Annotated in this window: 17 protein-coding genes; 8 read left to right on the top strand and 9 right to left on the bottom strand. The window is 63.7% G+C overall.

All coding sequences use genetic code 11. The annotated features are described in order from the left end of the window. Positions 1–9 precede the first annotated feature (9 nt). The 4 genes from E4Q23_RS07120 (at position 10) to E4Q23_RS07105 (ending at position 6,380) form a co-directional block, all read left to right on the top strand. Positions 10–576: a PqiC family protein gene (locus E4Q23_RS07120; protein ID WP_169065991.1), complete on the top strand. Its 567-nt coding sequence runs from the start codon at positions 10–12 to the stop codon at positions 574–576. After that, on the top strand, positions 573–3,332 hold the full coding sequence (locus E4Q23_RS07115) for a mechanosensitive ion channel domain-containing protein (RefSeq protein WP_169065990.1): 2,760 nt from the start codon (positions 573–575) through the stop codon (positions 3,330–3,332). The genes E4Q23_RS07120 and E4Q23_RS07115 overlap by 4 nt, the downstream gene beginning before the upstream one ends. After that, positions 3,329–4,351, top strand: a complete 1,023-nt coding sequence (locus E4Q23_RS07110) for a transporter (RefSeq protein ID WP_248595291.1) — start codon at positions 3,329–3,331, stop codon at positions 4,349–4,351. Before E4Q23_RS07115 ends, E4Q23_RS07110 begins: the two co-directional genes overlap by 4 nt. A gap of 127 nt (positions 4,352–4,478) precedes the next feature. After that, entirely contained in the window at positions 4,479–6,380 is a 1,902-nt protein-coding gene (locus E4Q23_RS07105; protein WP_169065989.1) for a GGDEF domain-containing response regulator, read from the top strand. Between the two features lie 36 nt (positions 6,381–6,416). Here the strand turns inward: E4Q23_RS07105 and E4Q23_RS07100 are convergent, their stop codons facing one another. The 5 genes from E4Q23_RS07100 to E4Q23_RS07080 all read right to left on the bottom strand — a co-directional run bounded on the left by E4Q23_RS07100 (position 6,417) and on the right by E4Q23_RS07080 (position 11,700). Then, positions 6,417–6,875 (bottom strand): DUF2501 domain-containing protein, encoded by a 459-nt coding sequence (locus tag E4Q23_RS07100; protein WP_169065988.1) that lies wholly within the window; start codon positions 6,873–6,875, stop codon positions 6,417–6,419. Positions 6,876–7,135: 260 nt separating this feature from the next. Further along, on the bottom strand, positions 7,136–9,088 hold the full coding sequence (locus E4Q23_RS07095) for an acyl CoA:acetate/3-ketoacid CoA transferase (protein ID WP_169065987.1): 1,953 nt from the start codon (positions 9,086–9,088) through the stop codon (positions 7,136–7,138). A gap of 457 nt (positions 9,089–9,545) precedes the next feature. Then, positions 9,546–10,481: a hypothetical protein gene (locus E4Q23_RS07090; protein WP_169065986.1), complete on the bottom strand. Its 936-nt coding sequence runs from the start codon at positions 10,479–10,481 to the stop codon at positions 9,546–9,548. 24 nt (positions 10,482–10,505) lie between these two features. Then, a complete protein-coding gene (locus E4Q23_RS07085) occupies positions 10,506–11,459 on the bottom strand; it encodes an alpha/beta hydrolase (protein ID WP_248595290.1) in 954 nt (317 codons plus the stop codon). Positions 11,460–11,466: 7 nt separating this feature from the next. After that, positions 11,467–11,700, bottom strand: a complete 234-nt coding sequence (locus tag E4Q23_RS07080) for a hypothetical protein (RefSeq protein WP_169065984.1) — start codon at positions 11,698–11,700, stop codon at positions 11,467–11,469. Positions 11,701–12,161: 461 nt separating this feature from the next. Between E4Q23_RS07080 and E4Q23_RS07075 the strand changes: the two genes are divergently transcribed. After that, positions 12,162–12,368 (top strand): hypothetical protein, encoded by a 207-nt coding sequence (locus E4Q23_RS07075; protein WP_248595289.1) that lies wholly within the window; start codon positions 12,162–12,164, stop codon positions 12,366–12,368. A gap of 219 nt (positions 12,369–12,587) precedes the next feature. On the opposite strand, the gene E4Q23_RS07070 is transcribed toward E4Q23_RS07075, so the two are convergent. Continuing rightward, complete coding sequence (locus E4Q23_RS07070; RefSeq protein WP_169065983.1) at positions 12,588–13,247, bottom strand: hypothetical protein; 660 nt, start codon at positions 13,245–13,247, stop codon at positions 12,588–12,590. 56 nt (positions 13,248–13,303) lie between these two features. Beyond that, positions 13,304–13,648 carry a hypothetical protein gene (locus E4Q23_RS07065; RefSeq protein ID WP_336511622.1) on the bottom strand — a complete coding sequence of 115 codons (345 nt, stop codon included), beginning with the start codon at positions 13,646–13,648 and terminating at the stop codon, positions 13,304–13,306. Positions 13,649–14,418: 770 nt separating this feature from the next. On the opposite strand from E4Q23_RS07065, the gene E4Q23_RS23645 reads away from it, so the two are divergent. Continuing rightward, positions 14,419–17,463 carry a hypothetical protein gene (locus E4Q23_RS23645; protein ID WP_423753319.1) on the top strand — a complete coding sequence of 1,015 codons (3,045 nt, stop codon included), beginning with the start codon at positions 14,419–14,421 and terminating at the stop codon, positions 17,461–17,463. A 401-nt stretch (positions 17,464–17,864) separates the two neighbouring features. On the opposite strand, the gene E4Q23_RS07055 is transcribed toward E4Q23_RS23645, so the two are convergent. Together E4Q23_RS07055 and E4Q23_RS07050 are read right to left on the bottom strand one after the other, a co-directional pair. Then, on the bottom strand, positions 17,865–19,538 hold the full coding sequence (locus E4Q23_RS07055; protein WP_169065981.1) for a SulP family inorganic anion transporter: 1,674 nt from the start codon (positions 19,536–19,538) through the stop codon (positions 17,865–17,867). Between the two features lie 105 nt (positions 19,539–19,643). Continuing rightward, positions 19,644–23,294 carry an SNF2-related protein gene (locus E4Q23_RS07050; RefSeq protein ID WP_336511621.1) on the bottom strand — a complete coding sequence of 1,217 codons (3,651 nt, stop codon included), beginning with the start codon at positions 23,292–23,294 and terminating at the stop codon, positions 19,644–19,646. 265 nt (positions 23,295–23,559) lie between these two features. On the opposite strand from E4Q23_RS07050, the gene E4Q23_RS07045 reads away from it, so the two are divergent. Together E4Q23_RS07045 and E4Q23_RS07040 are read left to right on the top strand one after the other, a co-directional pair. Then, positions 23,560–24,978, top strand: a complete 1,419-nt coding sequence (locus E4Q23_RS07045) for an alanine/glycine:cation symporter family protein (protein ID WP_169065979.1) — start codon at positions 23,560–23,562, stop codon at positions 24,976–24,978. Between the two features lie 483 nt (positions 24,979–25,461). Next, positions 25,462–26,220, top strand: a complete 759-nt coding sequence (locus E4Q23_RS07040) for a matrixin family metalloprotease (RefSeq protein WP_169065978.1) — start codon at positions 25,462–25,464, stop codon at positions 26,218–26,220. Positions 26,221–26,267: the final 47 nt, after the last annotated feature.

The following is a 26,267-nucleotide window of genomic DNA, read 5'->3' as shown; positions in this document are numbered from 1 at the left end:
GAAACCCCGATGCGTTATCGGACTGTCATCGCCTGCCTGCTGCTCGCCATCGTTAGCGCTTGTGCTTCGCCGACGTCACGCTTCTACACTTTGAGCGGCCCGAGCCCAACGGGCGGCAAGGCATCGGGTCCGTCGGTCGCCGTCGGTCCGGTGGCGTTGCCGACGGTGGTCGATCGACCGCAGATCGTCGTGCATGCGGGCGCAAACGAGGTGCGCCTCGACGAATTCAACCGCTGGGCGTCGCCGCTCCCCGAAGACATTACGCGCGTGATCGCGGCAAACCTGGCGCAGGAGCTGGCGACGGAGCGCGTCTGGCCCTATGGCCAGAGCACGCAAACGACGACCGATTACCAGGTCCGTATCGATATCCAGAAGTTCGAATCGACCCTGGGCGATGCGGTGGTGATCGAGGCCATATGGACCGTTCGCCGTGTCGCCGACGACACTTCCAGGAGCGGACGATCGCTGGTACGTGAGACAACTGCCGGCGGCGATTTCGATGCCCTGGTCGCCGCGCACAGCCGCGCCCTGGCGCGCGTCAGCGGTGAAATTGCGGTCGCGATTCAGACGCCGTGAACGGACTCCTGCGCGCCCTGGGCATCTACGCCGGGCGTTTCGGCAGTGCGCTGATCCGCTACCCGGCGATCATCGTGCTGGTCGGCATGGCGCTGCTCGTGGCGCTCCCGGTACGCGCGGAAGTGGCCGCGCCGGCTGCTCTGGCCCATGCCATCGCCGCGGAGAATTCCCGCCTGTCAGCTCAGATTGCTGAAACGAAGACGGCACTCGAGCGGGCGCGCAGCGATCTCGTGCAGCAGCGCAACAGTCAGCAGCAACTCGAGCAACGCATGCAGCGCATCGAGCGGCACGCGCAGGTGCATGCGCTGGGCCAGATTTTTTCGCAGACGGTTATCGAGCAACTGAGCTTGCTGCCCAGTGTCGAGGGTTTCGACGCCGCGCGGCACGTGCGCAAAGAGCTGCTGGAAGCGGCGAGCGATACCAGCCTTAAGGCGGAACATGCGCTGGACGAACTCGCGGACATGGAGACCGCCGTCGTGTTGCGTTTCGGGACGGCGCAGCCAGCGCTCCCGGATACCCTATGGCCGCAGTTCGCGGCCGTCGCGCGGCCGCTACTCCGCCAGCAGCAAGTCCTGCTGACCAGCCTCGACGAGCTGCAGCAGGAATTGGCGCAAGCCTTGCAGGCCAATGATGCCGCCGCTCTCGCGCTGGTGCAGCGAACGCAGGCGGTGCGTACGGAGCTGACCCGGCTGCTCTTCTGGGTGCCCGCGCGGCCAAGCCTGCAAACCATCAGCGAGCTCGCTCCGTCGTGGGCATGGATGACTTCAGCCGCCAACTGGCGCGCGGCAGTTCTTACTCTCGGCGGGCAGCTGGCGTGGCGACCGTTCTGGCCGACGCTGGCCCTGGTGCTTGCCCTCACGCTGTTTCTCGCCCGCCAGCGCCTGCAAGCCAAGCTCGTCGCCCTCGCCCCGAGTGCAGGGAATGCCGAGCGCTACTGGATCGGCTACACGGTTACCGCGCTGGCCATCACCCTGGCGCTGGCCTTGCCCGGCCCGCTGCTGTTGTGGACAGCGGCGGATCTGCTGCGGACGGCCCCCGATGCGCAGCGCTTCGCGCTGGCGCTTGCCGCTGCCCTGGTGGTGAGTGCCAAGCTGCTGCTGGCGCTGTCTGCCTTTGCCGGGCTGCTCGATCGCCGTGGCGTTGCCGGTGGTCACTTTGGCTGGGACGAGTCATTGCTGAGCTTTTCCGGGCAGGCGCTACGTCGCTTCACCCTGATGTTCGTGCCGCTGTTGTTCCTCGTCGCGCTGAACGGACTGGACCATGCGCCGTTTGCGAACCGGGAAAGCCTTGGACGGATGAGCTTCACCCTGGCGATGCTCGTTTTCGCGCTTTTCCTGGGCCGCCTGCTGCGCCGCCGGAGCCCCCTGATCCAGCGCCTGTACGCGCGCGCACCGCGTAGTTGGGCGGTTCGGCTCTATGCCCTCTGGTTCGGCGCTGCGCTGGCTGTGCCATTGGCGATCGCCGGGCTCAGTGCCGCCGGTTACTCGGTCGCCGCGGCCTATTTCTTTGGCCATATCCTGATGTCGTTGTTCATGGTCCTTGGCGCGGTGGCGCTCTACGGTCTGATTGCGCTATGGGTGCAGGTCGAGCGCCGACGCCTGCGCCGTCGCCAGGCTCTGGAGGCCTTGCGACTGGCCCGGGAGGCAGCGGTGGAGGGCGGCGAGGATGGGAGCGAGGTGGCCGAGCCGCCGATAACCAGGCTCGACATCGCCGCAATCAGCGAGCAGACGCGATCCTTGCTCGACCTGTTCATCACGCTGTTGCTGCTTGGCGGCATCTGGTGGGTGTGGAAAGGTGGCCTGCCGGCGCTGTCGGTGATCATCGACCATCCCTTGTGGACTTACCATGCCACGGTAGACGGTCAGAGCACGACGCTGCCGCTGACCGTCGGCAACCTGTTCCTGGCGATCGTCGTTGCCGTGGTCACTGCGGTCGCCGTGCGCAATGTCGGCGCTCTGCTCGACATCGTCCTGCTGCAGCGCTTCGAGGTTGAGGCCGACGCCACCTACGCGATCAAGGTCATCACCCGCTATGCGCTCGCCGCCGTCGGCATGGTCAGCGCCTTCAGCATCCTCGGCATCGCCTGGGACGACGTGCACTGGCTGATCGCCGCCATGGGCGTTGGCCTGGGCTTCGGCCTGCAGGAGATTGTCGCCAATTTCGTCTCCGGACTGATCGTTCTCGCCGAGCGTCCGATCCGCATCGGTGACATCGTTACCGTTGGTGATGTCACCGGCACCGTCGCACGCATCCGCGCGCGTGCCACCGCGGTGCTCGATTTCGACGGCAAGGAAGTGATCATCCCGAACAAGGCCTTCATCACGGGCAGCGTCGTCAACTGGACGCTCTCCAACCAGACCACCAGGCTGCTGCTCAAGGTCGGCGTCGCCTACGGGAGTGACATCGCGCTCGTCCAGCGGCTGCTGCTGGAGGTGGTGCAGGGCAACGCCGACGTGCTGCAGGAGCCGTCGCCGTCGGTGTATTTCATGGACTTTGGCGACAGCTCACTCGACTTCGAGGTCCGCGCGTTCGTTGGTTCCTTCGACAAGCGGCTGCGCGTAACGCACGAACTCAACTTCGCCATCGACGCGGTGCTGAGCGAGAATGGTATCGAGATTCCGTTCCCGCAGCGCGATCTGCACCTTCGCTCGGGGCCTGCGCTCGTCGGCGGCCAGGGCAGCGTCCCGGCTCAGGGCGATGCTGCCACTGCACCACCGGCAGGGCCGCCATCGCCGGCAGCGAGTGCGCTGCCATGATGTTCGTGATGCGCCGGCAGCCCCCTTTCTTCAGAGTGATGGGCATACTCGCACGCCTTTTACCGGCATCCCGGCGTCGCTTCTCTGCCCAGCCTGGTCGCGCCCTCCGCGCGCTGCTTGTCGCTGCCGGGCAGATTGTCGGCACGCTCTTCCTATCCTCCTTTGCGCAGGCGCAGGACATGGAGCCGCGCTCCTACTCCAACGCGCCGATCGGCCTGAATTTCCTGATCGCGGGCTACGGGTATACCCGCGGCGGCCTGGCTTTCGACAGTTCCCTGGCGGTGACCGATCCGCAGCTGACGACTTCCAGTGCAATCCTCGCCTATGGGCGGGTGCTCGACTTCTTCGGCCAGTCGGCCAAGCTCAACATCATCGTCCCTTACACCGAACTGAGCGGAAATGCCAATTTCGCAGGGGAGGTGCTCCGCCGCGACGTCTCCGGTTTCGCCGATCCGGTGCTCAAGTTGTCGGTCAACGTCTTCGGCGCACCGGCACTTTCGCTGCGCGAGTTTGCCGCCTACGAGCAGGACCTGATCGTCGGTGCGAGCCTGCGCGTGAGCCCGCCGCTGGGCCAGTACGACAACAGCAAAGCAGTCAATCTCGGCAGCAACCGTTGGTCATTCAAGCCCGAACTGGGGCTCTCCAAAGCGCTCGGGCGGTGGACGCTGGAGGGTACGGCGGCGGCAACCCTGTTCACCGACAACAAGGACTTCTTCAACGGCAACAAGCGTTCGCAGGAAGCGCTCTATTCGCTGGAGGGGCACTTGATCCACAGCTTTAGCGGGGGTATCTGGGCCTCGCTGGACGCCACCTATTTCGCCGGCGGCCGTACGACGCTCGACGGCACGCTGGGCAGCGATCTGCAGCAGAACTGGCGCTTTGGCGCCACCCTCGCATTTCCGGTGACTATTCACCACTCGATCAAGCTCTACGGTAGCAGTGGCGTTTCAGCCCGCACCGGCAACAACTTCGATCTGCTCGGGCTCGCCTGGCAGTATCGCTGGGGCGCCGGCTTATGACTTGCTTGTGCCAGGTCTCTGTCATGCAGCAGGACTCCAGCCATCGCTCTTCCCGTCCATTTTTCGTCCATCCTCCGCGACGGTGGTACGCATCATGACCGTCAGCAGAAAAAAAAAGCAGGCAGAAATGACCAAGATTGAACAGCTGCGTCTCAGTGGACAGCTTCCCAGCCCGAAAGGGGTGGCCTTGGCGGTCATGGATATTTGCCGGCGCGACGATGCGACGCTGGATTCGGTGGCCAAGATCGTGCAGAGCGATCCGGCCCTGTCGAGTCGCCTGCTGCGCCTGGCCAATGCCGCAGCCGCCGGCGGCCGGCCGGTGGCCTCGATCAGGGAGGCAGTGTTGCAGTTGGGCATGTCCACTGTGCGCCAACTGGCGATGGGTTTTTCCCTGGTCGATCAATACCTGCGTGGCAGCTGCCCGGCGTTCGACTATCCCGGCTTCTGGTCGCATTCATTGTTCATGGCCGTCGCCAGCCAGGAGCTGGGCCGACTGGTGCGTACCGCTCCACTTGAGGAATTGTTCGCCTGCGGCCTGATGGCGCAGATTGGTCGCCTGGCTCTGGCCACCGCCTACCCCGGCGATTATGGCGCCGTCCTCGCCGAGCCGAGCGAAGGCCTGGCACTTCTGGAACGGGAACGCGAGCACCTGGGCGTCGATCACACGGAATTCACCGCCGGCATAATGGCCGATTGCGGCATCCCCAAGGCACTCGCCGAGCCGGTCCGCTATCACGAGTTTCCGCAGAGCTCTGGCTTTGCCGAGGGCTCGCGGCCTTATCAACTGGTTCATCTGCTCTTCCACGCACGGCGAATGGCAGATCTCGGCAGCTCGCCAGTCGCCGAGCGCCAGCGCAGCATCTCGGAACTCATGCTCCTGGGCGGCAAGATCGGTCTCGATGCGACGGCCTTGGGAGACGTCTTCGACCGGGTGGTCACGCAGTGGCATGCCTGGGCCGAGCTTCTCAAGGTGCCGGCGGGCCAATTGCCGTCGTTCAGCGCCATGAGTAGCGCTCCGGTTCCCCGGCCGGAAGAGGAGCCCGCCAAGACGCGCACCGGCAAGGTGGTTCTGCTGGTTGATGACGATCCAACCGGGCGCATGGTGACGCAGGGTTTGCTGGACCACTTGCTCGGCTGTACGGTTCACACCGCCGAGAACGGCAAGGAGGCGCTGGCCTTGGCGCTGGAGGTGATGCCCCAGATCGTGATTACTGACTGGCGCATGCCGGTCATGGACGGGCTCGAGTTCTGCCGGGCGCTGCGCGCGACCGACTGGGGCCAGTCGATGTACGTGGTGATGCTCACCGGCGAGGAAGACGACGAGAAGATCATCGAGGCCTTCGAGGCGGGAGTCGACGATTACCTGACCAAGCCGATACATGTGCGGGCTCTGAGCGCGCGCATGCGGGCGGCCCTGCACTACGTGAAACTGCTCGAGGCCTGGGAGAGCGATAGAGCGCAACTCAAACAGTTTGCCGCCGAGTTGGCGATCAGCAACCGTCGCCTCGAACACAGCGCAATGACCGACATGCTCACCGAGTTGCCGAACCGGCGCTCGGGCATGGAGGCGCTCGCCCGCTTCTGGAGCTCGTCGCGGCGCACGGGTCGCTCAGTGGCCGCGCTGATGATCGACGTCGACCATTTCAAGTCGATCAACGACCGTTACGGTCATGCCGTCGGTGATCGCGTTTTGCAGTGCGTGGCCACGGCTATCAAGGCCGCAGCCCGCAAGGACGACAGCGTCAGTCGGATCGGCGGCGAAGAGTTCCTGCTGGTCTGCCACGACGCCGACGCCAGGACTGCACTACTGGCCGCCGAGCGCCTGCGCCGGATGATCAAGGCGCTCACCATCAACGTTTCCGGAGTGGACATCCAGGCCACGGTCAGTATCGGAGTGGCGAGCATCGAAGCCAGCATGCAAATGGAAGATGAGATGCTCAGTGCTGCCGACAAGGCCCTCTACGTCGCCAAGAACGCTGGCCGGGACCGGGTGGCGCTCTTCGCCAACGGCAAGGCTATTTGCCGCTGACCGACGGGGGCTTCGGCTATACCCGCCGCCGCCCGCTCACAAAAACGATTTGCCCTGATCAAGAACCGTGTCGCAGATCTGCTTGGTGGCCTGTTTCTTCAGGCCGCCGCCGCTGAGGTCGAGCGTGCTGCCGTCGCTGCTGCTCAAAATGCCTTTCTTGCCGCTCTTGTAATCACTGTCCGATGAGGATGAGCCGCCGGGGAGCTTGCTGGTCAGGGAATTCTTGACCTCCGCCGCCTTGTCGCCACTGAGATAATTGTTCTTGATGCAGAACTCCAGCAGGCCGGCGACATTGCCGGCGCTGCCCGAGGTGACGGACTGCACCGACAGTGCTCCACCCAGATCACCGAGGCCCCCGAGGCTACCGGATGCACCGGATGCTGCACTCCCCCCCTGTTTGATCAGGTCGCCAAGCTGCGCCTGCGTTGCCGAGAAAGGCAGGAAAGCGGCGATCAGGATCGCGGCGGCGGTGCGGTAAGCGTTGCGTACATTCATGATCGGACTCCGTTATGTGGTTGTGGAAAAATGCATCGCTGCAAAGCAGCGTATTGCTGCCGCGCGGCCAATCCTTGCCGGAAGCTGCTCTTGATGCGCCTTAGGCGATTGCCGGAAAAGAACGTACCAGATTGCGCCGGATTTTCGGTCGGCTTCAAGGCGCGACAACAGGCGCATAGTCGGACCATGTAACTGTTGTCTTAACACAGAAGACGGGCGAAAAGACAAGCAAGATGGTATGTTCTTTGACAGAAATCGCCTTAGTCCGCAGGGCTGGTGTCGCCGTGGCGCCCGGCCAGGAAGGCCTGCGCTTCCTCGCGGCGCTCGAAGATGTGCGGCGCGATGCTGCGCGCGGCGAAGGCCTCGCCGAGTTTGGCGCGTAGAAAGGCGCTGGTGGCGTAGCGCGTGATCTGACTGAAATAGTTGTCCAGGAAGTAGCGGTCCATTTCGGCGTAGGCGTCGTACATGTCCTGGTTGATGCGAAAGCGGTCGTAGTTGATGATCACGCCGACCCGCTGCCCGGCTGCCCGGCAGCGCAGCTCGCAAATATCCCAGATAGCCTTCACGTCTTCCTCGACGCGCACATGCATACCCTCGAAGTTGAGGAATAGAATGTTGCGCTCCGGATCGTAGATGACCCGTTCCGGCAGGGAGAGATTGAGCAGTTCGACCTCCAGCCCCATCGGATTGGCATTGAAGATGCGCGCATCCATCACCCCGTATTCGCCGATGATCGGTTCGAAATCCATGTTTGCCAGAATATCCCGATCGACGTCGATGCCGGGCGCCACCTCGATCAGCGCCAGTCCGCCCCGCACCCGCCGGAAGACGCAGCGTTCGGTGACGTAGTAGACCGGCTTGCCACGATCGTAGGCGTACTGGCCATTGAAGGTGATCTGCTCGACCTGCTGGAGGAACTTCCGCTGCTGACCCTCCTGAACGATGTGCAGTTTGCCGTCCTTGACCTCGACTTCGAGACCCTTGCCGGTGAAGGTGCCGACGAAGACCACCAGGCGGGCGTTCTGGCTGATGTTGATGAAGCCGCCGGCGCCGGTTAGACGACCGCCGAAGCGGCTGACGTTGACGTTGCCGGCGGCGTCGCATTCGGCCATGCCGAGACAGGCCATGTCGAGGCCGCCACCGTCGTAGAAATCGAACTGCTGGTTCTCGTCGATCACCGCGTCCATGTTGACCCCGGTCCCGAAGTTTCCGCCGCTCGAGGGAATGCCACCGATCAGGCCCGATTCCACGGTCAGCGTCAGCAGGTGCGAGATGCGCTCCTCGTTGGCGACCGCCGCCACTCCTTCGGGCATGCCGACGCCGAGGTTGATGATTCCGTTCGGCGGCAGTTCGAAGGCCGCACGGCGGGCGATGATCTTGCGCTCGGTGAGTGGTGTCGACACCACGCTGGCCGCGGGAACGCGAAATTCGCCGGCATAGGCGGCGTTGTACTGCGTCGCCAGCGTCTGCATGTGCTGGGCCGGTTCGGCGACGACCACGCAGTCCACCAGAATCCCCGGAATCTTGACCTGCCGCGGCGGCAGACCGCTGCGTTCGGCGATTCGCTCGACCTGGGCGATGACGATGCCGTTACTGTTCTTGGCGGCCATGGCCATGGCCAGGTTGTTGAGCGTCAGCGCCTCACGTTCCATGGTGATATTGCCGAAGGTGTCGGCGGTGGTGCCACGTATGAAAGCAACATTGACTTCGCCGACCTTGTAGAACAGCCATTCTTCATCATCGACTTCGACCAGACTGACGATGTCCTTGGTGGTCGCGGCATTGATGCGGCTGCCGCCGTAGCGCGGATCGACGAAGGTGTGCAGTCCGACCTTCGAAAAGGACCCCGGCTTGCCGGCGGCGAGGTCGCGGAACAACTGACAGATGATGCCTTGCGGCAGGTTGTAGGCCTGGATGCGGTTGTCGAGAGCCAGCTGCGCGACTTTCGGCATGCGCCCCCAGTGACCCGCCACCACCCGGCGCAGCAAGCCTTCGTGGCCGAGGTGGTTGAGCCCCAGCGTTTTGCCGTCGCCCTGGCCGGCGGCAGCGAACAAGGTCAGGTTGTTTGGCGAGCCAGTAGCGACGAAGCGTCGCTCCAGCGCCGACAGCAGTGCCTCGGCGAAGCCGGTCTGCACGAAGCCGGTGCTGGCCAGGGTATCGCCGTCCCGGATCAGGGCAATCGCCTCGTCGGCAGTAACGATCTTGCTGCGCATGCTGTTTTCCTCCCACGGATGTATTTGTTCTCGCGCCAGGGGAGCGACCGAGCGATGAACGGCAGCATCATCGCGAAGCTCCGAGCGGGGTTTTCAGCGCTCCCAATGCGAGCAAGCTTACCCGCTTGACGGATCGAGTCTACATCTATTGGTGAATTGGAAAGTCGGCGCGCGCGGGCGCAGCTTGCTCTAAGTGTGATCGAAGGCGAAATCCTGTCAGGGAACAGCTAACGCGGCACGCAAGCCTCGCCGCCGGAAAGTAGGCGACATCCGCTCCGTACGGACGACGCCAGCTTCGCACGCCTGCAGCCCATCGTCGATCGCATGGTGCGAGGCGTGAGTGGATCAGGCGACATCGCTGATCGCTGACTTTGACAAAGAAAAGTGGTCAGCGCGCGCGGCCTTACGGTTGATGCGCCGCGCTGAGCGGGGCGACGCAGGAGGGGTTCGCCCAGACTCAGCGGCGCAGGTCCGCGTCTGTGATCACGCCAGCCTTCAGCAATGCGGGAACAAAGAAGCTTTTCGCAATTCGGGCAAAGCCTTTCCTGCTGGGGTGAATTTCGTCCCGCCATAGCTTTTGCGACCCTTTGCGATTCCTGCACAGCACCGGCTCCAGCGATTTCCTTGTATCAATGACGTGAAATTCGTTGGTCTCATCGGCGATTCTCTCCAGCCGCCCATGGAAGCCATCAAGCAGCTTGGCGACTATCGCCTGCTGAAGCGAGCAATCGGTGATTCCGAGCGGTACCATGTAACGGTGTATCCATGGTCCGGAAATCCTCCAGGCAAGAACTTTGTGTCCCTCGTCGCGTGGCGTCAGATAGCTGTAGGTGTGAATGAAGATCGGCATTTCCCGGTTGATCGGTGATTGGTCGCGCAGACCGATGATCTGTCGTAGGCGCTCGTCGAGTACCGCGAACATCTGTTCAACGGCCTCCTGATTCAAGTAATGATCGGGGTTGGTGCTTGCCGGATCAGCGGGCGCATTCAACAATCCCCTGATCTCTGGTCCGATCACGTCGTTGCCGCCCACACTGAGCAGCAGCGCATCCCATTTCTGGCCAAACCGCTCACTCGCGAGGAGAGTCTTTATTTTCTTGAACTGCAGTCCGGCAGTCAGTTCTTCGAGGGTGTCTCCGGGATCGGCGAGGCACAGAATGGAGGCGTCTAGCAATGCTTCGAGTTGCAGGGGGATATGGGCGATCGACGGAATCGAGAACCACGAATCTCCTTCGCACAATAGTCGCTTCTTCAGGATGTGCGACGGTGACTCGGCCCAATAACTGTCGGTATCTGTAAACAACGCCATGTTGATCTCCGTTTCGCAAACGCGATGAAGTGATTTCTGACAAGCTTGGCCCCTTGAGAAGCAGGCAACGCGTATTGGGCGCAAGAAGAGTTTTTGGAAGGCGAGCCATCACCCAGGGGGGCTTGCGTGCGCTACCGGGTTTGTGGCACCTGCCGCGGCGGACGGCTGCGCGGTGGCAACAGGTGGCACGGGTTGCCGAGGTGCGAAAACGTAGTCAGGCGACAACTTCAGCTTCCGTTTCGTACCGATTTCGGCTACCCGGTCGGTAAGCATGGTTGCCGCCATGTGGTAGAGAGAGGGACTGATGGCGCCCTTCACCTGATAATAGGCTTTCCAGGCGACGGATGGGTTTTCTTCAGCCTCTTCGCTGTCGGTTAGAAAATAGCTGTGGCCGACGCTTCTCGACTTGCCGCCCTCGGTCTTGGTGTCGAACTGTTCATTGAACTGGTCGCAGTCAATGGCGTGAACGTTGTCGCGCGTCTTGCGCAGGCTTTCCGGTCCGTAATCGCCGAGCCTTGCGGTCATTTCGATGGCACCACGGAACCCATCGCGGAAGGTATTCGCGACGATACTCTCTTCGAGCTTCCGGTCGTCGGACGCGTGGTAGACGATCACCTTGCGAGCGGCGAGGGTGATCGCATAGCCGGGCTGACCACGTTCTAGAGCGGTGTTCGGAATATCCGCACCGGTCAGGAATATGTTCCGGCAAAGCAGCGGAACGCCGCCGCCGCCGATGCTGTTTCCCCAAGCGTTGAGGACATTCATCAGCACGCGGTTGCCCATCGAGTGGGCAAGCATATGAATTCGCATCTGACAGGCTTCTGCGTTCGCGGGCAAGTGCGCTTGCCGGAAAACGAAGCGGGACAGCAAGCGACCGAACACCGGTCCCGACATGTCCGCGGCGTCCTGATCGTTCCAGTATTTCAGTGCGCGAACTTGTTGTTCGGCATTTTGTGGATCGGCGGTGCAGGGCCAGATGAGGGTCACTACCTCGAACCTCTTGTCGGCAATCCTGTCGAGCAGCGTCTGCAGCGAAAAGCCTTTGCCGAGAGCTTTTGACATGGATGTGTTATAGCCATGGATATAGAGCAGAACATTTTTTTCTGCCCATTTTTCCTCTTTCGGCAAGACTCGCGAAGAAACCATCGCTCATCACTTCCGTGATCTCACCATTCGCGTCGGCACGACAATAGAACAGGCTGTTGGTAGCGTGAACGAATTCGTCCTCGAATTTGAGCTGGCGATTGGCTTCCGATACCAGCGGGTTTTCGCCTGACGGTACTCGATTGGTAACGAATAACATGTGCACCCTCCTCACTTGAAATTGACTGAATGCTGGGAAACGGAAGGCAACGCTGCCTGGGGAGACGCAAAACTCAACGCACCTGCTCTTGGCAAGCGCGTATACAATCGCACGTGTCCCACGCAAACCGGGGGCAAGTGACGAACCAGTCCAAGCACGAGATGCGATTGATCGTACGAGCGCACGAAAATCGACGTCAGGAACAACCAGTCAAGGCGTTAGGTTCATCTTGTTATCGCCTGGCTGGTTCGAATGGCCATTAACTGAACGGTGAGATTATGCAAAGAGTGCCCAAATGCCAAATCAAATTAATTAATCGTAGAGAATTTTTGCGCCCGGCAGTCGCGCACTCGGCAGGAAAGTAACAAGTAACCGTTCACTCCCTCTTGAGAAAAGCCGCCACGGCCATGATTTTGGCGCATAAGTTTTTTCATTGACGAGCACACGCTAGCCACGACGGGATGCGCCTGAGTAAGCATGACCTTTTCCAGATGGGCGGCGAGTGGCTGAAGAATCTGCCGGCGGAGCTGTTGCTGGAAGTGTCGAAGCGACTGCTGCACGACGTCAAGGAGTTGCAGGGTCAGGTGAATCAAAATCCGGGCAATAGCTCGCGGCTGCCGAAACGGCAGTGGGTTCGGCGCCAGCGCAAGAGTCCACGCCGCCCGTAACCGAAAGCCCATCGCCCCGAAAGGCTTCGCACAACGTTGCCCGGTTGCTCCCTCGGCATGCCAGCCAACAACGATGGCCTCAGCCGTGCCTCAGCGAGCGCCGGTGAGGCGGATTTGTGAAAACAACCGACAATAGGCGCTGCCCAGACGAGCGTTCCGCAGGTGATATGGCACGACGAGCAGTTGATCCCGTTGCCGACGCGCGGCGCTGCGAATGGCTTACTTCGGAACGAATTCGACCAGCTCGGTCTGCTCCCGCGTGAAAGCGCCGCCGCTCGGTCTGTAACCGGTGTAGGTGAACTTGACGTAGTGACCGACCTTGGGCGAGTACCACAAGCTTTCCTCGAAGCGACCGGTCTTGCCGGAAGTCGACGTGATATCGAATACGCGCTGCCATGTGCCGTCACAATCGACGCGAACGGCGTCGAAAGTTCCCGCGGGGACGGTCACCGATTCGATTCCCTTGACTTCGCAGTCGGCCGAAGAGTGACCGTCTCCCTTGTTCCAGGGTCGCTTTGCATAGCTGTTCCTGTCGCCGACGCGCAGCGGGAAGGCCAACGCACCCGCACAATACTCTTCTTCGCTGTCGCGCATTTTCCGGCAGCTAGCCAGGCTGCGACCGTGATAAAAGGTCTTCGCCTCGGCATTTGGCGCCGATTTGCCACGATATACCAGGTGGTCGGGCTGGATCTCGACGAGTTCCCGCTGGTACGTCTCGAGTTCACTGTTGTTCCACAGGTCGATTTTCCTGAATTTCCATACATCGCCGACCTTGGGCGCCGGCAGTTCGGCGACTGCCGGCGTTTCGGCGGCGGCGGCGGTGAGCGGGAAGAAGGCGGCCGATACCAGGCTGCATACGAACGGGCGGGCTCTGAACATCGCAAGACTCCTTTAAAAATAGGCAAAAGAATGCGCACGCCACGATTGGTTGCCGACTAGTCGGCTGCCAGCGCCCAGTGCGCGAGAGCAAAAGCAATACCAGCAAAGTACAGCGTGCCGAAAATCACTTTGTTGTACCGCGCGAGCCACGGCGGCAGGTAGATGTCGAAGCTGTCGTGCCGCTCGTCGGTGTAGCGCGCGGCGACTGCCGTCAAGGGACAGCGACAGCCATTCACCGCCAGGACGAGCACCTCGCCAGCGACCGCCGCCGCGCTCCAGGCGGCAATGGCGTGCCTGCCATGGAAAGACGCCAGTGGAATGGCGACGATCAAGCCGGCAAAAAGCGCCCAGACCAACGTATGCACGAGTTTGACGAGGAGCAGGGCGGTCGCCGCCTTCACGGCGCACAGCCGATCCATTGACGCCAGCAGCGCTGCTCAATGAAGGTGAAAAAGCCCACGTGGACGTCCCCCCCAGACGATCGAATTGGTGTGCGATCGACGCCCGCCAATCAGGAAGTTATAGCAGGAAACGCGGGATTTTCAAGCTGCTGGCCAGGCGCGGCTTGGCAAGGCGAAGTTTGCCGTGTCGGCTGCGCTTCCTCGTCATGACCATGATTGGTGAATGGCGGCCCGGTTTTCACGACGAGGGCAGCGCTATGGAGCGGCCGAATTCGAGCCGCCACAAGGATTTCGCACGGCTTTAACGGTCATGACACGTGGAGACACCCCAAATCATGAAAGTCATGACCGTTTCCCTCTTCCCCTGCCCCTTCTCCCGCGAGGGAGAAGGGAGTTTCGTGAGTCGCTTGCGCGACTTTCACATTAACGGATGCCGAACGGCTTATCAGGAATGCAGCACTGCAGCGGTCGGTCGGGAGCACGCCGTGCGCGCAGTGCCTCCGGCCAGCCCCCGGGGTAGCGGCGCCGTAGATGCCGTCGTTGGGGATTGCCGAAGTGCGCTGACAGGAGCGGCTGCGATTACCGGCCGTGCTCGGCCGGGCAGGTGCTGCCGCTCCCCGGGAGCGGGCGCTGCTTTCCCTGCGCGCGACGACTTCCTGAACGAGGTGGCCCGCCTCACCCCGCTCCTTCGCCGGCGGCGGTAAAAGAGAGGTTCGTGAGGCGCGTACGACGAGCTTGTATTCGCTCCTCATGGGGCCTAGGCTGATGCCTTGGATGAGGGGGGGCGATTACTCTCCATGAGGGGGACGCCCTGTGTGCGGCGCGACGTGGTGTCGCCGTTCCCACCGGCCTGCTTGCGGGCCTGCGTGGCAAGGCCGCCATTCGCTTCCAGTCCTGATGTGGTAAAAGTAGGGGAGTCCATGTCCATGACAGACAAGAAATCGACCCTTGCCAACAACACTGCGCCGCTGCATTTCGACGCTGTGCTGGACGACGAGCGCAGTGCCGGTTTTTCGCCGGAAGGCAAGGCGCGTGGCCTCGCGCTTTCCGGCGGCGGCATTCGCAGCGCCACCTTCAACCTCGGCGTCATTCAGGCGCTTGCCGAGCAAAAGCTGCTGCAGAAATTCGACTACCTGTCGACGATTTCGGGCGGTGGCTATATCGGCGGCTGGCTGTCTCTGTTCATCAAGCGCTATGGTGGCGGTCAGGTCGCGAAAGCCGAGACCGAGCTCTGCAGCGGTGACGGCAAGCTCGAGCACGCCGCGATCCGCTTCCTGCGCTCGTACAGCAACTACTTAACGCCGCGCGCCGGGTTGAGCAAGGACTCCCTGGTCGCCGTCGCGACCTACCTGCGCAATCTCTTGCTTAATCTCGTCATATTGATTGCGCTGATCGGGGGGATACTCATCCTCCCGATCATTGCGGCGCAGCTCGCCACGTTCCTGGTGAACTGGGAAGGTTTTTCAGCCTGGTATTACCCGATGATGATGGTGGCGCTACTCCCGCCAACGTTCGCGGTTGCCATGGCCCTGTTCTTCCCGCCCGAACGAAAAGTGCGCCGCCCGTGGTTCATGCGCTCCCGCTGGCTTATTGCGCTAATCGACGTGCCGGTTGTCGCCACGGGATTCCTCGCCACCTGCTCTTACATTCAGCTTGCCGTGGGCGGTGTCGCGGAGACGCGATTCTGGGACACCGTGGCCTTGTACGTGGTGCCGTGGGGAGTGGGCTTCGTGATGGCGACCCTCTATTATTCCGACGAAAAGGGCTGGTCTAAACGGCTGGGCGCCCTAATGGACAAGGCGAAGTGGCAGGCTGCTTGTCGCCAGCTGAGGCGGCAGAGCACTTTTCACAAGGTGAAGTGGCAGGCCGCTTTTCTCGCCTTCGCGGTGCTTGCGGGCGCAGCGGGAGCGGCTTTCATGTGGGGGATCGGTAATGCGATCCTGGCCCTGCCCGGCGAGCATCGCTGCTGGGCCGCGGTAGCCTTTGGCCCGCCGACGGTAATCATTGCCATTGCTTTGATGGTCGTCGTGCATGTCGGTCTGATGGGCCGCCAGTTTGTCGAGAGCGACCGCGAGCTGTGGAGCGTCTACGGGGCCCGATTGATTGCCCTGGCCGTGATGTGGACCGGAATCTTCACCATCGCGCTTTACGGCTGGGCCTTGCTCGAGTGGGCAAACGAATGGGTAGTCGCCATGGGCGGCTTCGCGTGGATTGCGAGCACGCTCTTCGGGGTACTTGCCGGCAAGAGCAAAGAAACGAAAGGGGGGGAGGGGAGCAAGGGCTGGATGGAGGTCCTGGTCCGCCTCGCTCCCTACGTGTTCGTCCTCGGCCTGCTGCTCCCGCTGTCCTGGGGACTGCATCAAGCCTTGAGCTGGGGCCACGACTGGCGCCCGGGTATGCCCAGCGCCACACAGGATGAGAAGAAGGATTGGTGTGCCAGGGAGACGCCGGCCGCTGGAACGACGCCGGCTGCTGGAGCGACAGCAGCTGTCGGGGAGGCGCCGGTTGCCGGAAACACGCCGCCTCCAGCGCCGGGCATCTACCTGCACGCCGACCCCGGCGCGGGCATGCCGCTGGTCACCGTGCGCAACATCGACTCGCCGAGGTGGTGGGATCAATTCCTAGCCTTCGCTGCGAAAGACCAGCAAACCATCAAGCCGTGGTTTACTTCACCGTGGATGCTGACCGCCATGGCGGGGGTGGCATTCCTGGCGGCGCTCTTGGTGTCATGGCGGGTGAACATCAATCTGTTCTCGCTGCATCACTTCTACCGCAACCGCCTGACGCGCTGCTATCTCGGCGCGACCAATTGCGAGCGCCGCCCGCATCCGCTCACCGGCTTCGATCCCAATGACGACGTGGCGCTGCCCGAGCTCGCCAATCAAAAACCGTTGCATATCGTCGGCACAGCGATCAATCTCAACCGCGGAAGGCAGCTGGCGTGGCAGAACCGGCGCGCCGCCTCCTTCGCGTTCACGCCGCGCTACGCCGGCTACGAGCCGGCGTCGCACCAGGTGAGCGGCGGATTTCGTCCGGCCGCAGAGTACGGCAAGGATGTGCAAGGCATGCCCATGCAGCTCGGCACCGCGGTGGCAATATCGGGCGCTGCAGCAAGCCCGAACATGGGCTTTCATACCTCTCCCGCAGTCGCCTTCCTGATGACCGTGTTCAACGTGCGCCTGGGCTACTGGTGTGGCGATCCGACGGATCCGAGCGCGTGGCGCGAACGCGATCCTCTGCTCAGCCTGCGCTACTGGATCGCCGAACTCACCGGCAGCGCCGACCTCGATTACCCCTTCGTCAGCCTCAGTGACGGCGGTCACTTCGAGAACCTCGGCATCTACGAGCTGGTGCGGCGCCGCTGCACGCTGATTCTGGCCAGCGACGCGGGAGCCGATGCGAAGTACGCCTTCGACGACCTCGCCGAGGCCATGCGCAAGTGCTACACCGATTTCGGCGTCGAGTTCAGCTTCGAGACCGAGACCCCGCTGGACGACATCCGTCCACAGCCCAGGGACCAGGTGCCGGAGGAGGAGTGGCTGGGCCGGCGGCACTATGCGATCGCCAGGATCGATTATCCTGAGCCCGCCTCACGCGGTACGCTCATCTACTGGAAGACTTCCCTCACCGCCGATCTGCCGCCGGACATTGTTCAATACCGGCGCACGCACAAGGACTTTCCGCACCAACCGACGGTGGACCAGTTCTTCGATGAGTCGCAGTTCGAGAGCTATCGCCACCTCGGCTATGAGGTCGCAAAACGCTCGCTGCAGGAGATGCGGGCGAACGACAAGCTTCCCGATGCGCTGAAGTAATGGGAAGGTCGCGGACGCGACTCGCCAAGCGCCCTTCGCCACCGGCCGGAGAAGGGCCCGGGGTGAGACGGGGAAACGGTCATTATTTTCAGGGCTGCGCGGGGGGCAGGTCTTTCCTTTTGGCCTTACCATTCCAGAGCATTGGCAAGAAGAAAGGCCTGAGCCACGTCGGTCGGGAGCACAAGGTTTGGCGCTGGGCCTCGGGCCAGCCACAGGGGGGTATCTGCATCGTACAGGCCTTCGTTGGGGCTCGCCAAAGTGCTCCGGCTGGAGCGGCTGCGATTACAGGCCGTGCACGGCCGGACAGGTGCTCTCGCTTCCCGGGGGCGGGTGGGGCGTTTTCACGGCTCCACGCTTGACCCGCTCGTTCGACTCGCCCGCTGCCCGCCAGCTCAATACCCTCAAATGGACCAGGTTTCCTGCGCAGCCTGCTCGGTGAGGTAGCTGAAGGCTGCGGCGGTACTTAGAAACACGCGTCCACCGAGTTGCTGCTTGAGCAGCTCGCTGCGCTGCAGGCGGTCCATGACCGGCCCCTTGACTTCGCTCAGATGCAGCTTGATGGACTGTCCGAGCAGGCTGCGATTGATCTCGTTGAGCAGGTAGAGGCCGGTGGTGTCGATGCTGCTCACCGCCGACATGACCAGCAGCACGTCGCGCGTCGCTTGCCCGTTTGCCGTCCGCTCCTTGAGCAGTTGTTCGAGGTGGTCGACGATGGCATCGACATTGCCGAAGAAGAGATCGGCGTCGATGCGCAGCATCAGCACTTCGGGCAGGGTTTCGACCTGATGTCGTTTTACGTTGCGGAAGTGTTCGCTGCCGGGAATGCGGCCGATGACCGCAATGTGCGGCCGGCTGGCGCGCCAGATGACCGTCGCCAGCGACAGGACGACGCCGAGAATGACGCCTTTTTCGACGCCGAGAAGGAGGACGCCGGTGGTCGTTGCCAGCAGCGCGGCGGCGTCGCTGCGGTCATGGCGCCAGGCGTCGCGCAAGGTGGCGACATCGATCATGCCGAGGACGGCGAGAATGATCGTCGCCGCCAGCGCCGGCAGTGGCAGCCAGGATATCCAGGTGGTCGGCACGAGCAGCGCCAGGACGATCAGGGCGGCCGAGATGATGCTGGCCAGCGGCGTGTTGGCGCCGGCGGCGTAATTCACTGCCGAGCGTGAAATGCTGCCGGTGACCGCGAAGCCGCCCGACACCGCGCTGGCCAGGTTGGCGGCGCCGAGCCCGAGCAGCTCGCGGTTGCTGACGATGCGTTCGCCGCGCCGGTGAGCCAGCGATTGCGCGGCCGACTGGCTGGAGAGAAAGATCATGAAGGCGATCAGCAGCGAGGGCATCAGCAAGGGCTGCCAATGTTCTGCCGACACGGCCAGCGCGAGCGCTGGCAGGCCCGCCGGAATTTCGCCGACGACCTTGACCCCGGCCGCTGCCAGGTCGAGCCCGGCGACGGCGGCTGTGGCCGCGACCAGGACCACCACCGGCGCCAGTTTGGTGAGCATTTCCGCTGCTTTTCCGGAGGCGCCAAGAGCGGCCAGGGCGCGCGCCAGATAGGTCTTCGCCAGCCACAGGGCAAGTAGCGAAGCCAGTCCGATGAGTGCGCTCGGCAGATGGCTATTCGCCAGCGGCCCGCCCAGCAGCGGTCCGAGCTGACCGCTGGCGATCAATAGTGCGGCGCCGCTGGTAAAGCCGCTCATCACCGGGCGACTGAGAAAGCCGGCGACGAAACCGAGGCGGAAAACGCCGCTGAGAAAAAGGATCACGCCGGCGATCAGCGCCATCTGGCCGGCGAGCACCATGCTCAGCGCCGATCCGGGTGGCGCCAGGGTCGCCAGCGAGGTGCCGATCATCAGCGAGGTGATGGCCATCGGCCCCACCGACTGCACCATGCTGCTGCCGAACAAGGCGTAGGCGACGGGCGGCAGGATGCTGGCGTAGAGCCCCGTAACCGGCGGCAGGCCGGCGACCAGGGCGTAGGCCATGCTCTGCGGAATCATCATCAGGGTGACGATGATGCCGGCGCCGATATCGCCGGCCAGCAAGTCGCGTCGATAGTTGCGCAGCCAGATGAGCATCGTTCCCGTCTCCCCCTTGTCAGCGCAGCGCACTCGGGCGCTGCGTTCATATTAGCGCCTGTGCGGCACTGCTGGCCTTCGTTCGGCTTGGCTCGCCGCCGCCCCTCAATGCAGAGTGAACAGCGCCGCCAGTTCGTCACCGCCGAGCTGGCCGATCCATTGTTCGCCGCTGCCGACGGTCAACTCGGCCAGCTCGCGCTTGGCGCGGATCATGTCGTTGATGCGTTCCTCGAAAGTGGCGCGGGTGATCAGGCGATGGACCTGCACATTCTGCTGCTGGCCGATGCGGTAGGCGCGGTCGGTGGCCTGCGCCTCCACCGCCGGGTTCCACCACAGGTCGTAGTGAATGACGCTCGAAGCGGCGGTGAGGTTGAGGCCGGTGCCGCCAGCTTTCAGCGAGAGCAGGAAAACCTGCTCGGTGCGATCGTTCTGGAAGCGCTCGACGAGCGCATCGCGGCGGCTGCGCGTCAGGCCACCGTGCAGGAAGAGCGGCTCGCGTGCATAGCGTTCGCGCAGCCAGCCGGCGAGCAGTTCGCCCATTTCACGAAACTGGGTGAATACCAGCACCTTGCCGTGGCTGGCGTGGATGGCGTCGATCAGTTCGAGGAAACGCTCCGCCTTGCCGGACAGCGCGGCGGCGGTGCGCTCCTGGCCCGCTTCCTGAGTCCTTTCCTGCCCCCCTTCCTGACCCTGCTTGAGGTATTGCGCGGGATGGTTGCAGATCTGCTTCAGGGCCAGAATCATCTGCAGCACCAGGCCCTGCCGCCGGAAAGTATCCGACTCGCCGGCGATGACGCGCAAACCTTCCTGAACCACTGATTCGTAGAGCGCGCTCTGCGCGGCGGACAGGCTGCAGTACTGGTCCTGCTCGATCTTGTCCGGCAAATCGTCAATGATCGTCTTGTCGGACTTCAGGCGGCGCAGCAGGAAGGGCGCGGTGACGCGCCGGAAGCGCTCGATTACCTGCTGGTCGCGATGCGTCTGGATCGGCAGCGCATACTCCTTGACGAACTGCGGCAGCTTGCCGAGGTAGCCGCGGTTGGCGAAGTCCATGATGCTCCAGTACTCCGAGAGGCGGTTCTCCACCGGCGTGCCGCTCATGGCGATGAAGCTGCTCGCCGGGATGGCCTTTACCGCCCGCGTCTGCGCGGTCGCCGGGTTCTTGATGTTCTGCGCTTCGTCGACCACCAGCACCTGCCAGGCGAGGGCCTTGAGCGCCGCCGCCTCGCTGCGCGCGATGCCGTAGGTGGTGAGCAGCACGTCCGGGCGTTGTTCTCCCTGGCGGATTGCCAGTTCGCGCCGCGCGCCGTGAAAAACGGCGACGCTCAGCGCCGGCGCGAAGCGCGCGATTTCCTTTTGCCAGTTGGTGAGCAGGCTGGTGGGAACGATGACCAGCGCCTTGGCTTCCGCCAGCGCGCCGTCGTCGCGCAGTTTCTGCAGCGTGGCGATGACCTGTAGCGTCTTGCCCAGGCCCATGTCGTCGGCGATGACGCTGCCGAAGCCGAGACGGGCGTTGCGGTACAGCCAGGCGTAGCCGCGCTGCTGGTAGGGGCGCAGAGTCGCCAGCACGGTGCCCGGCAGCTCGACGTCATCGGCTTCCCGCAGCTGTTGCAGCAGGCGTTGTGCGCCCTCGTCGAGACCGATCGGCGCAGCGGCGTATTCGCCGGCCAGCGCCGCGCGCAGCAGCTCGCTGCCCGATAGCGCCGGCGGCCGCGCCAGCTGGGCGCGCAGGCGCTCGATCTCGTTCGGGTCGAGATAGACATAGCCGGCCTTGAAGCGGATGACGCCAGTGGCGTCGCGAACCAGGTTCTCGAACTCCTCTCGGCTGAGCAGCTGGTCGCCGACCGCCACCCGCCAGTCGAAACCGAAAACGTCGTCGGCGTTGAGGAAGCCACCGCCAGCAGCCTGGCCTGCCTGGCCCTTGAGCTGCAGCGAGAGGCGTGGACGCAGCAGGCGCTCGAGCGCTTTCGGCAGCAGCGCGCGGATGCCGAGCAGGCGAACGACGGGCAGGGTCGCGAAGAGGAATTCAGGCAGCGCATCGGCGGCAATGCGCAGCGGCGTGCGTGCGCCGGCACTGACGTAGGCGTTGAGCGGCGGGTAGAACTCGGCGAGCAGGGCAACCGTTTGCAGAACACCGAAGCGTGCCTGCGCCCAGGCCGCATCGTCGAGCACGGTCGCCAGGGCGACCGGCGGCTGCAAGGTCGCACCGCTTTCCGCGGCCAGGCTCAGCGAGAAGTGATCGCCGTCGTTGGAATTCTCGTGCTGCGGAGAGGACTCCTCGTCGCCACCCTCTCCCGCGGCGAGGCACAGTACCGGCGCGTGCTCGCGGCGGGCGAGGTGGAAGCGCGCCAGCCAGGCGTGGATGCCGGCGGCGATCGAGCCTTCGCCGGGACCGTCGTAGAGCGCCCGACCGCTGGCGAAGAACAGCGCCAGCGTCTTGTCGCCGGCGGCCTTGTCGCGGTCGGCAGCGCTCCACGCGCGGATGAAGTGATCGAGAAACAGCGAACAAAGGACCGTGGCCTGCGCCGCGGCGCTCAGCGGCAGCGTCTTGCGGCCCTGGTGCAGCATCACCCGGCCGGGCGGCAGCGCCGCCTCGACGCGCTGCATCAGCGCGCGCACCGCCGGGTCCAGGTTTGCCGGCAGCCAGCGCAGCCCGACTTCCTGGCCCCTGAGCGTGAACAACTGCGGCACCACGGCGCCGCGGGCGAGCAGGTGCAGGGCAAGCAGGCGCAGCGGCTGCAAGGCCGCCAGTTCGGGCTGGAAATCGGGCAGACGGGCCGGCGCAAGCTCGGCCAGGGCGGCGACCAGATGCGGCCAGTCGCCGATGCCAGCGACGCCGCTCAGCGTCAGCTTGTGCGTCGCGTCGAGCAGCAGGAGCGGTCGGTCGTCCGGCGAGAGCCGGGCGGCGGCGGTGCCGGTGCCGGTGCCATCGCCGTGGCCGCTTTGGTCGCCGTTGCCAGTCTCGTCGCCGGGGACGGTGTCGAGCGCCTGCCGCGCCGTTTTCGCGACGCGCGCCAGCGCGCGACTCAGGGTCGCGCGGAAATCGCCGTTGGCGAAGAACGGCGGTCGCTCCGGCAGGACGCGCAGCAGGGCTTCGGAGAGCTCCGGTAACACGGAGAAATCGAGGCTGTCGAGCAGCACGCTGTCGGCCCCGCTGTCGGCCCCTGCGCGGTCGTCGCCGGTCGGCAGGAGCTCGCTCAGCGTCGGCAGCGCGGCGCCGGCATCGTCATCGAGGTAAATGCCGCGTGCCTTGAGGGCAGTGGCGAGATCGAATCCGCGCAGCGAAAAGACCAGGAAAGGGTTGCCGTCGATCTCCCGGCTGAGCAGGTAGATCGCCGCCGCCAGATGCTTGCACGGCACCGCCCAGTCCGGGCATGAGCAATCCATCGCCAGATCCTGCCAACGCGTCGGGAAAACAGCGATGCCCAGTTCGCTGGCCAGCGCCAGCACCGCCGGATCGAGCTTGCCGTTGAGCATGCCGGCAATCAGCGCCGGGTCGGCGGCAATCCGCTCCAGCAGCCGGGCGAGGTCACCCGCGGCGATCGGTGGCACGGCAATGCTCACCCGGTACGGCCGCAGGCGCGAGCCCTTGACGCTCGCCGCAATCGTGCCGCCGCTCACCGTCAGGTTGCGGACCGCACCCTTGTTGGCGTAACTGCGACCGCGTGGCAAGCGGTTGTCGTAGTCGATATGGGTCAGCGCGTCGAGCCATTGCTCGCCCCACCAGGTCTTGCCAAATGCTGCCCGGGTCAGCACGGGTTTGCCTTCAGTGCCGAGGGGGCGGTCCTGCGGGCTTGATCCATGGCGGGCTTCATCTTTCGTCGCTATTCCCTGGTCGCTGCCCGCAGGCGCGGGCAGGCAGCGGCGGGCGGCATCGATTTCAACATCCCGGCATTCTAGCGACACGGTCGGCGCGCGGATAGCGTTGGCGACGGGCGACGGGCGAGTATAGGAAAAGCGCATTGGACAAACGAACGAAGCCGTGTGTAAGCTGCGGTCATACTTTTGCGGAGGGGCCGCCATGGACGCCATCATCGACTTTCTGAACACGATCTTCTGGGGATACGTTCTGATCTACGGGCTGTTGGCGGCGGGCCTGTATTTCACCGTCCGGCTGGGATTTCCGCAGATCGTGCATTTTGGCGAGATGTTCCGGACCGTGCTCGGATCGCGGGAAACCGATAAGGACGGGATCTCGCCGTTCCAGGCGCTGACCGTTTCGCTAGCCAGCCGGGTGGGTACTGGCAACCTCGCTGGTGTGGCGGTGGCGCTCTATCTCGGCGGGCCGGGGGCGATTTTCTGGATGTGGATGGTGGCCCTGGTGGGCATGGCAACGGCCTATTCGGAGTCGACCCTGGCGCAGCTTTACAAGACCCACGGTCCGGCCGGGCTGTACCGCGGCGGGCCGGCGTTCTATATCCGCAAGGGGCTCAAGATGCCCTGGCTGGGGGCGGTCTTTTCGGTCTGCCTGATCCTCTCTTTCGGGCTGGTGTTCAACGCCGTGCAGGCGAATTCGATTGCCGACGCGATGCAGGGCGCGTTCGGCGTGCCCAAGTTGACGGTCGGCCTGGTCGTGGCGGCAATCACCGGACTGGTGATCTTCGGCGGCGTCAAGCAGATCGCCAAGGTGGCCGAAATCCTGGTCCCGTTCATGGCCATCACTTATCTGCTGCTGGCGGTTTACGTGGTGCTCACCAACCTTGGCGCTGTACCCGGCGTACTCGGCCAGATCATCGGCTCGGCCTTCGGCCTCCAGGAAGCCGCCGGCGGCGTGACCGGTGGGGTGATGGCGGCGATGATGAACGGCGTCAAGCGCGGCCTGTTCTCGAACGAGGCCGGCATGGGATCGGCACCGAACATCGCCGCGATGGCAACGCCGGTGCCGCACCATCCGTCGAGCCAGGGCTTCGTGCAGGCCCTGGGAGTGTTCATCGACACCCTCCTGATCTGCTCCGCGACGGCGATCATGATCCTCCTCTCCGGGGTCCTCGAGCCGGGGTCGGGCGTCACCGGAACACAGCTGACGCAGAACGCGCTCGAGGTGCATATCGGCGCGGCCGGGCGCTATTTCATCGCCGTGGCGATCTTCTTCTTCGCCTTTACGTCGATCATCGGCAACTACTCTTATTCCGAGAATGCGCTGGTCTATCTCGGTGTTGGCAACCCGGCCGGGCTGCTGATCCTGCGCTGCGGCGTGTTGCTGATGGTCGTCTGGGGCGCCGTGCAGGCCGTGGCGACGGTGTTCAACACCGCAGATGCCGCCATGGGGCTGATGGCAACGATCAACCTGATCGCCATCCTGGCGCTGTCGGGGACGGTGGTCAAGCTGACCAGGGATTATTTCGAGCAGCGCAATGCCGGGCTTGAGCCGCGCTTTCATGCCCGTGACTATCCCGAGATCGCCGACGAGATTGACCACACGATCTGGACGCGCGACTGAGACGAATGGTGAACGGTGAATGGTGAATGCAGCGCCTCCTCGCAATGACGGCGTCGCGCTCCGGTCCGGCCGGGGGAGGGACAGCGCCACCGACACGCCACCGCGCAGGCCTCCCCAGGCTAGCACCGTCCATGTTTATGCTTCCGCCGCAGGGGTGTCAATCGCCATCCGCTTGCTGGTGCGATTCGGGACAGAACACGGTTTTGACCCTTATTTTTCAGTTTATGAACGCGATCCTGGTTCCGGATGACCGTGGCGCGTCCCCCATTTTCCGCTATTTTCCCTGACCAGGGCGAACCACCGGAGGGGCGTCAGCGGGGGCGCGGCAAGCTGTCGGCATTCTTTACAGCTGCCATTTTCGGTTCCCTCAAGAAGCCTTGAAATTGCCTGCGAATCAGTGGCTTGAAATAGTTGGCATGAACATTGCTTTGCAGAAGGCGCTACACCACCACCACCCACCCCCCCCCAACCAGGATAATCAACATGACATTAAGAAAAATCGCTGCTGCGGCCCTTCTCGCCGCTGGTGCGCTGACCGCCGTACCGGCTTCAGCCTACGTCCTCGGGCCTACGAGCCCCGGCAAGTGGGGTTCGCCAGTAGTTGGCACCGGTGCCACGGTCAGCTACAGCTTTATGGCTACCGGGACCAGTTGCGAACAGGAATTCGCTGGCTGCACGATCAGCGCCCTGGCCGACTTCATGCCCGTGGGCTACCTCGGCGCGATAACTTCGGCATTTGCCGCTTGGTCGTCGGTCGCCAACCTCACCTTCAACCTGGTTGTCGATGACGGCTTGCCGTTCAACGACGGGACTTCGGGCCAATTGCGCTTCGGTGGCCACACCTTCGACGGCCCGTTCGGAACCCTCGCCCACGGCTACTTCCCGCCGGTCAACGGAGCGGGCGCCGCTGGCGACATCCACTTCGACACCGGTGATCAGTGGAAGCTCGGTTTCGGCGGCGACCCGAGCGCCTTCGACATCTTCACGGTTGCCGCGCACGAAATCGGCCACGCGCTTGGCCTGGGTCACACCGACGTGCCGGATTCGCTGATGAATCCGTTCTATGGCGAGGCCTTCTCCGGTCCCCAGGCCGACGACATCGCCGGCATGCAGTACCTCTATGGTCCGGCGCAGGTGCAGGACGTTCCCGAGCCGGCAACGGCAGCACTTCTGGGCCTGGCCTGCGCGGCTCTGGGTGTATTCGGCCGCCGCCGCCGCGCTGCGGCGCTGCCGGTCGCCTGAGCCTGCCTGAGCCTTTCTCTTCCTCCGGCGGCGCTGCTGCGACCGGA

This window comes from Candidatus Accumulibacter phosphatis, assembly GCF_012939955.1.
GTDB lineage: Bacteria > Pseudomonadota > Gammaproteobacteria > Burkholderiales > Rhodocyclaceae > Accumulibacter > Accumulibacter delftensis.
The sequence above is the reverse complement of the archived record's forward strand: the minus strand, read 5'-3'. Positions and strand labels throughout refer to the sequence as shown.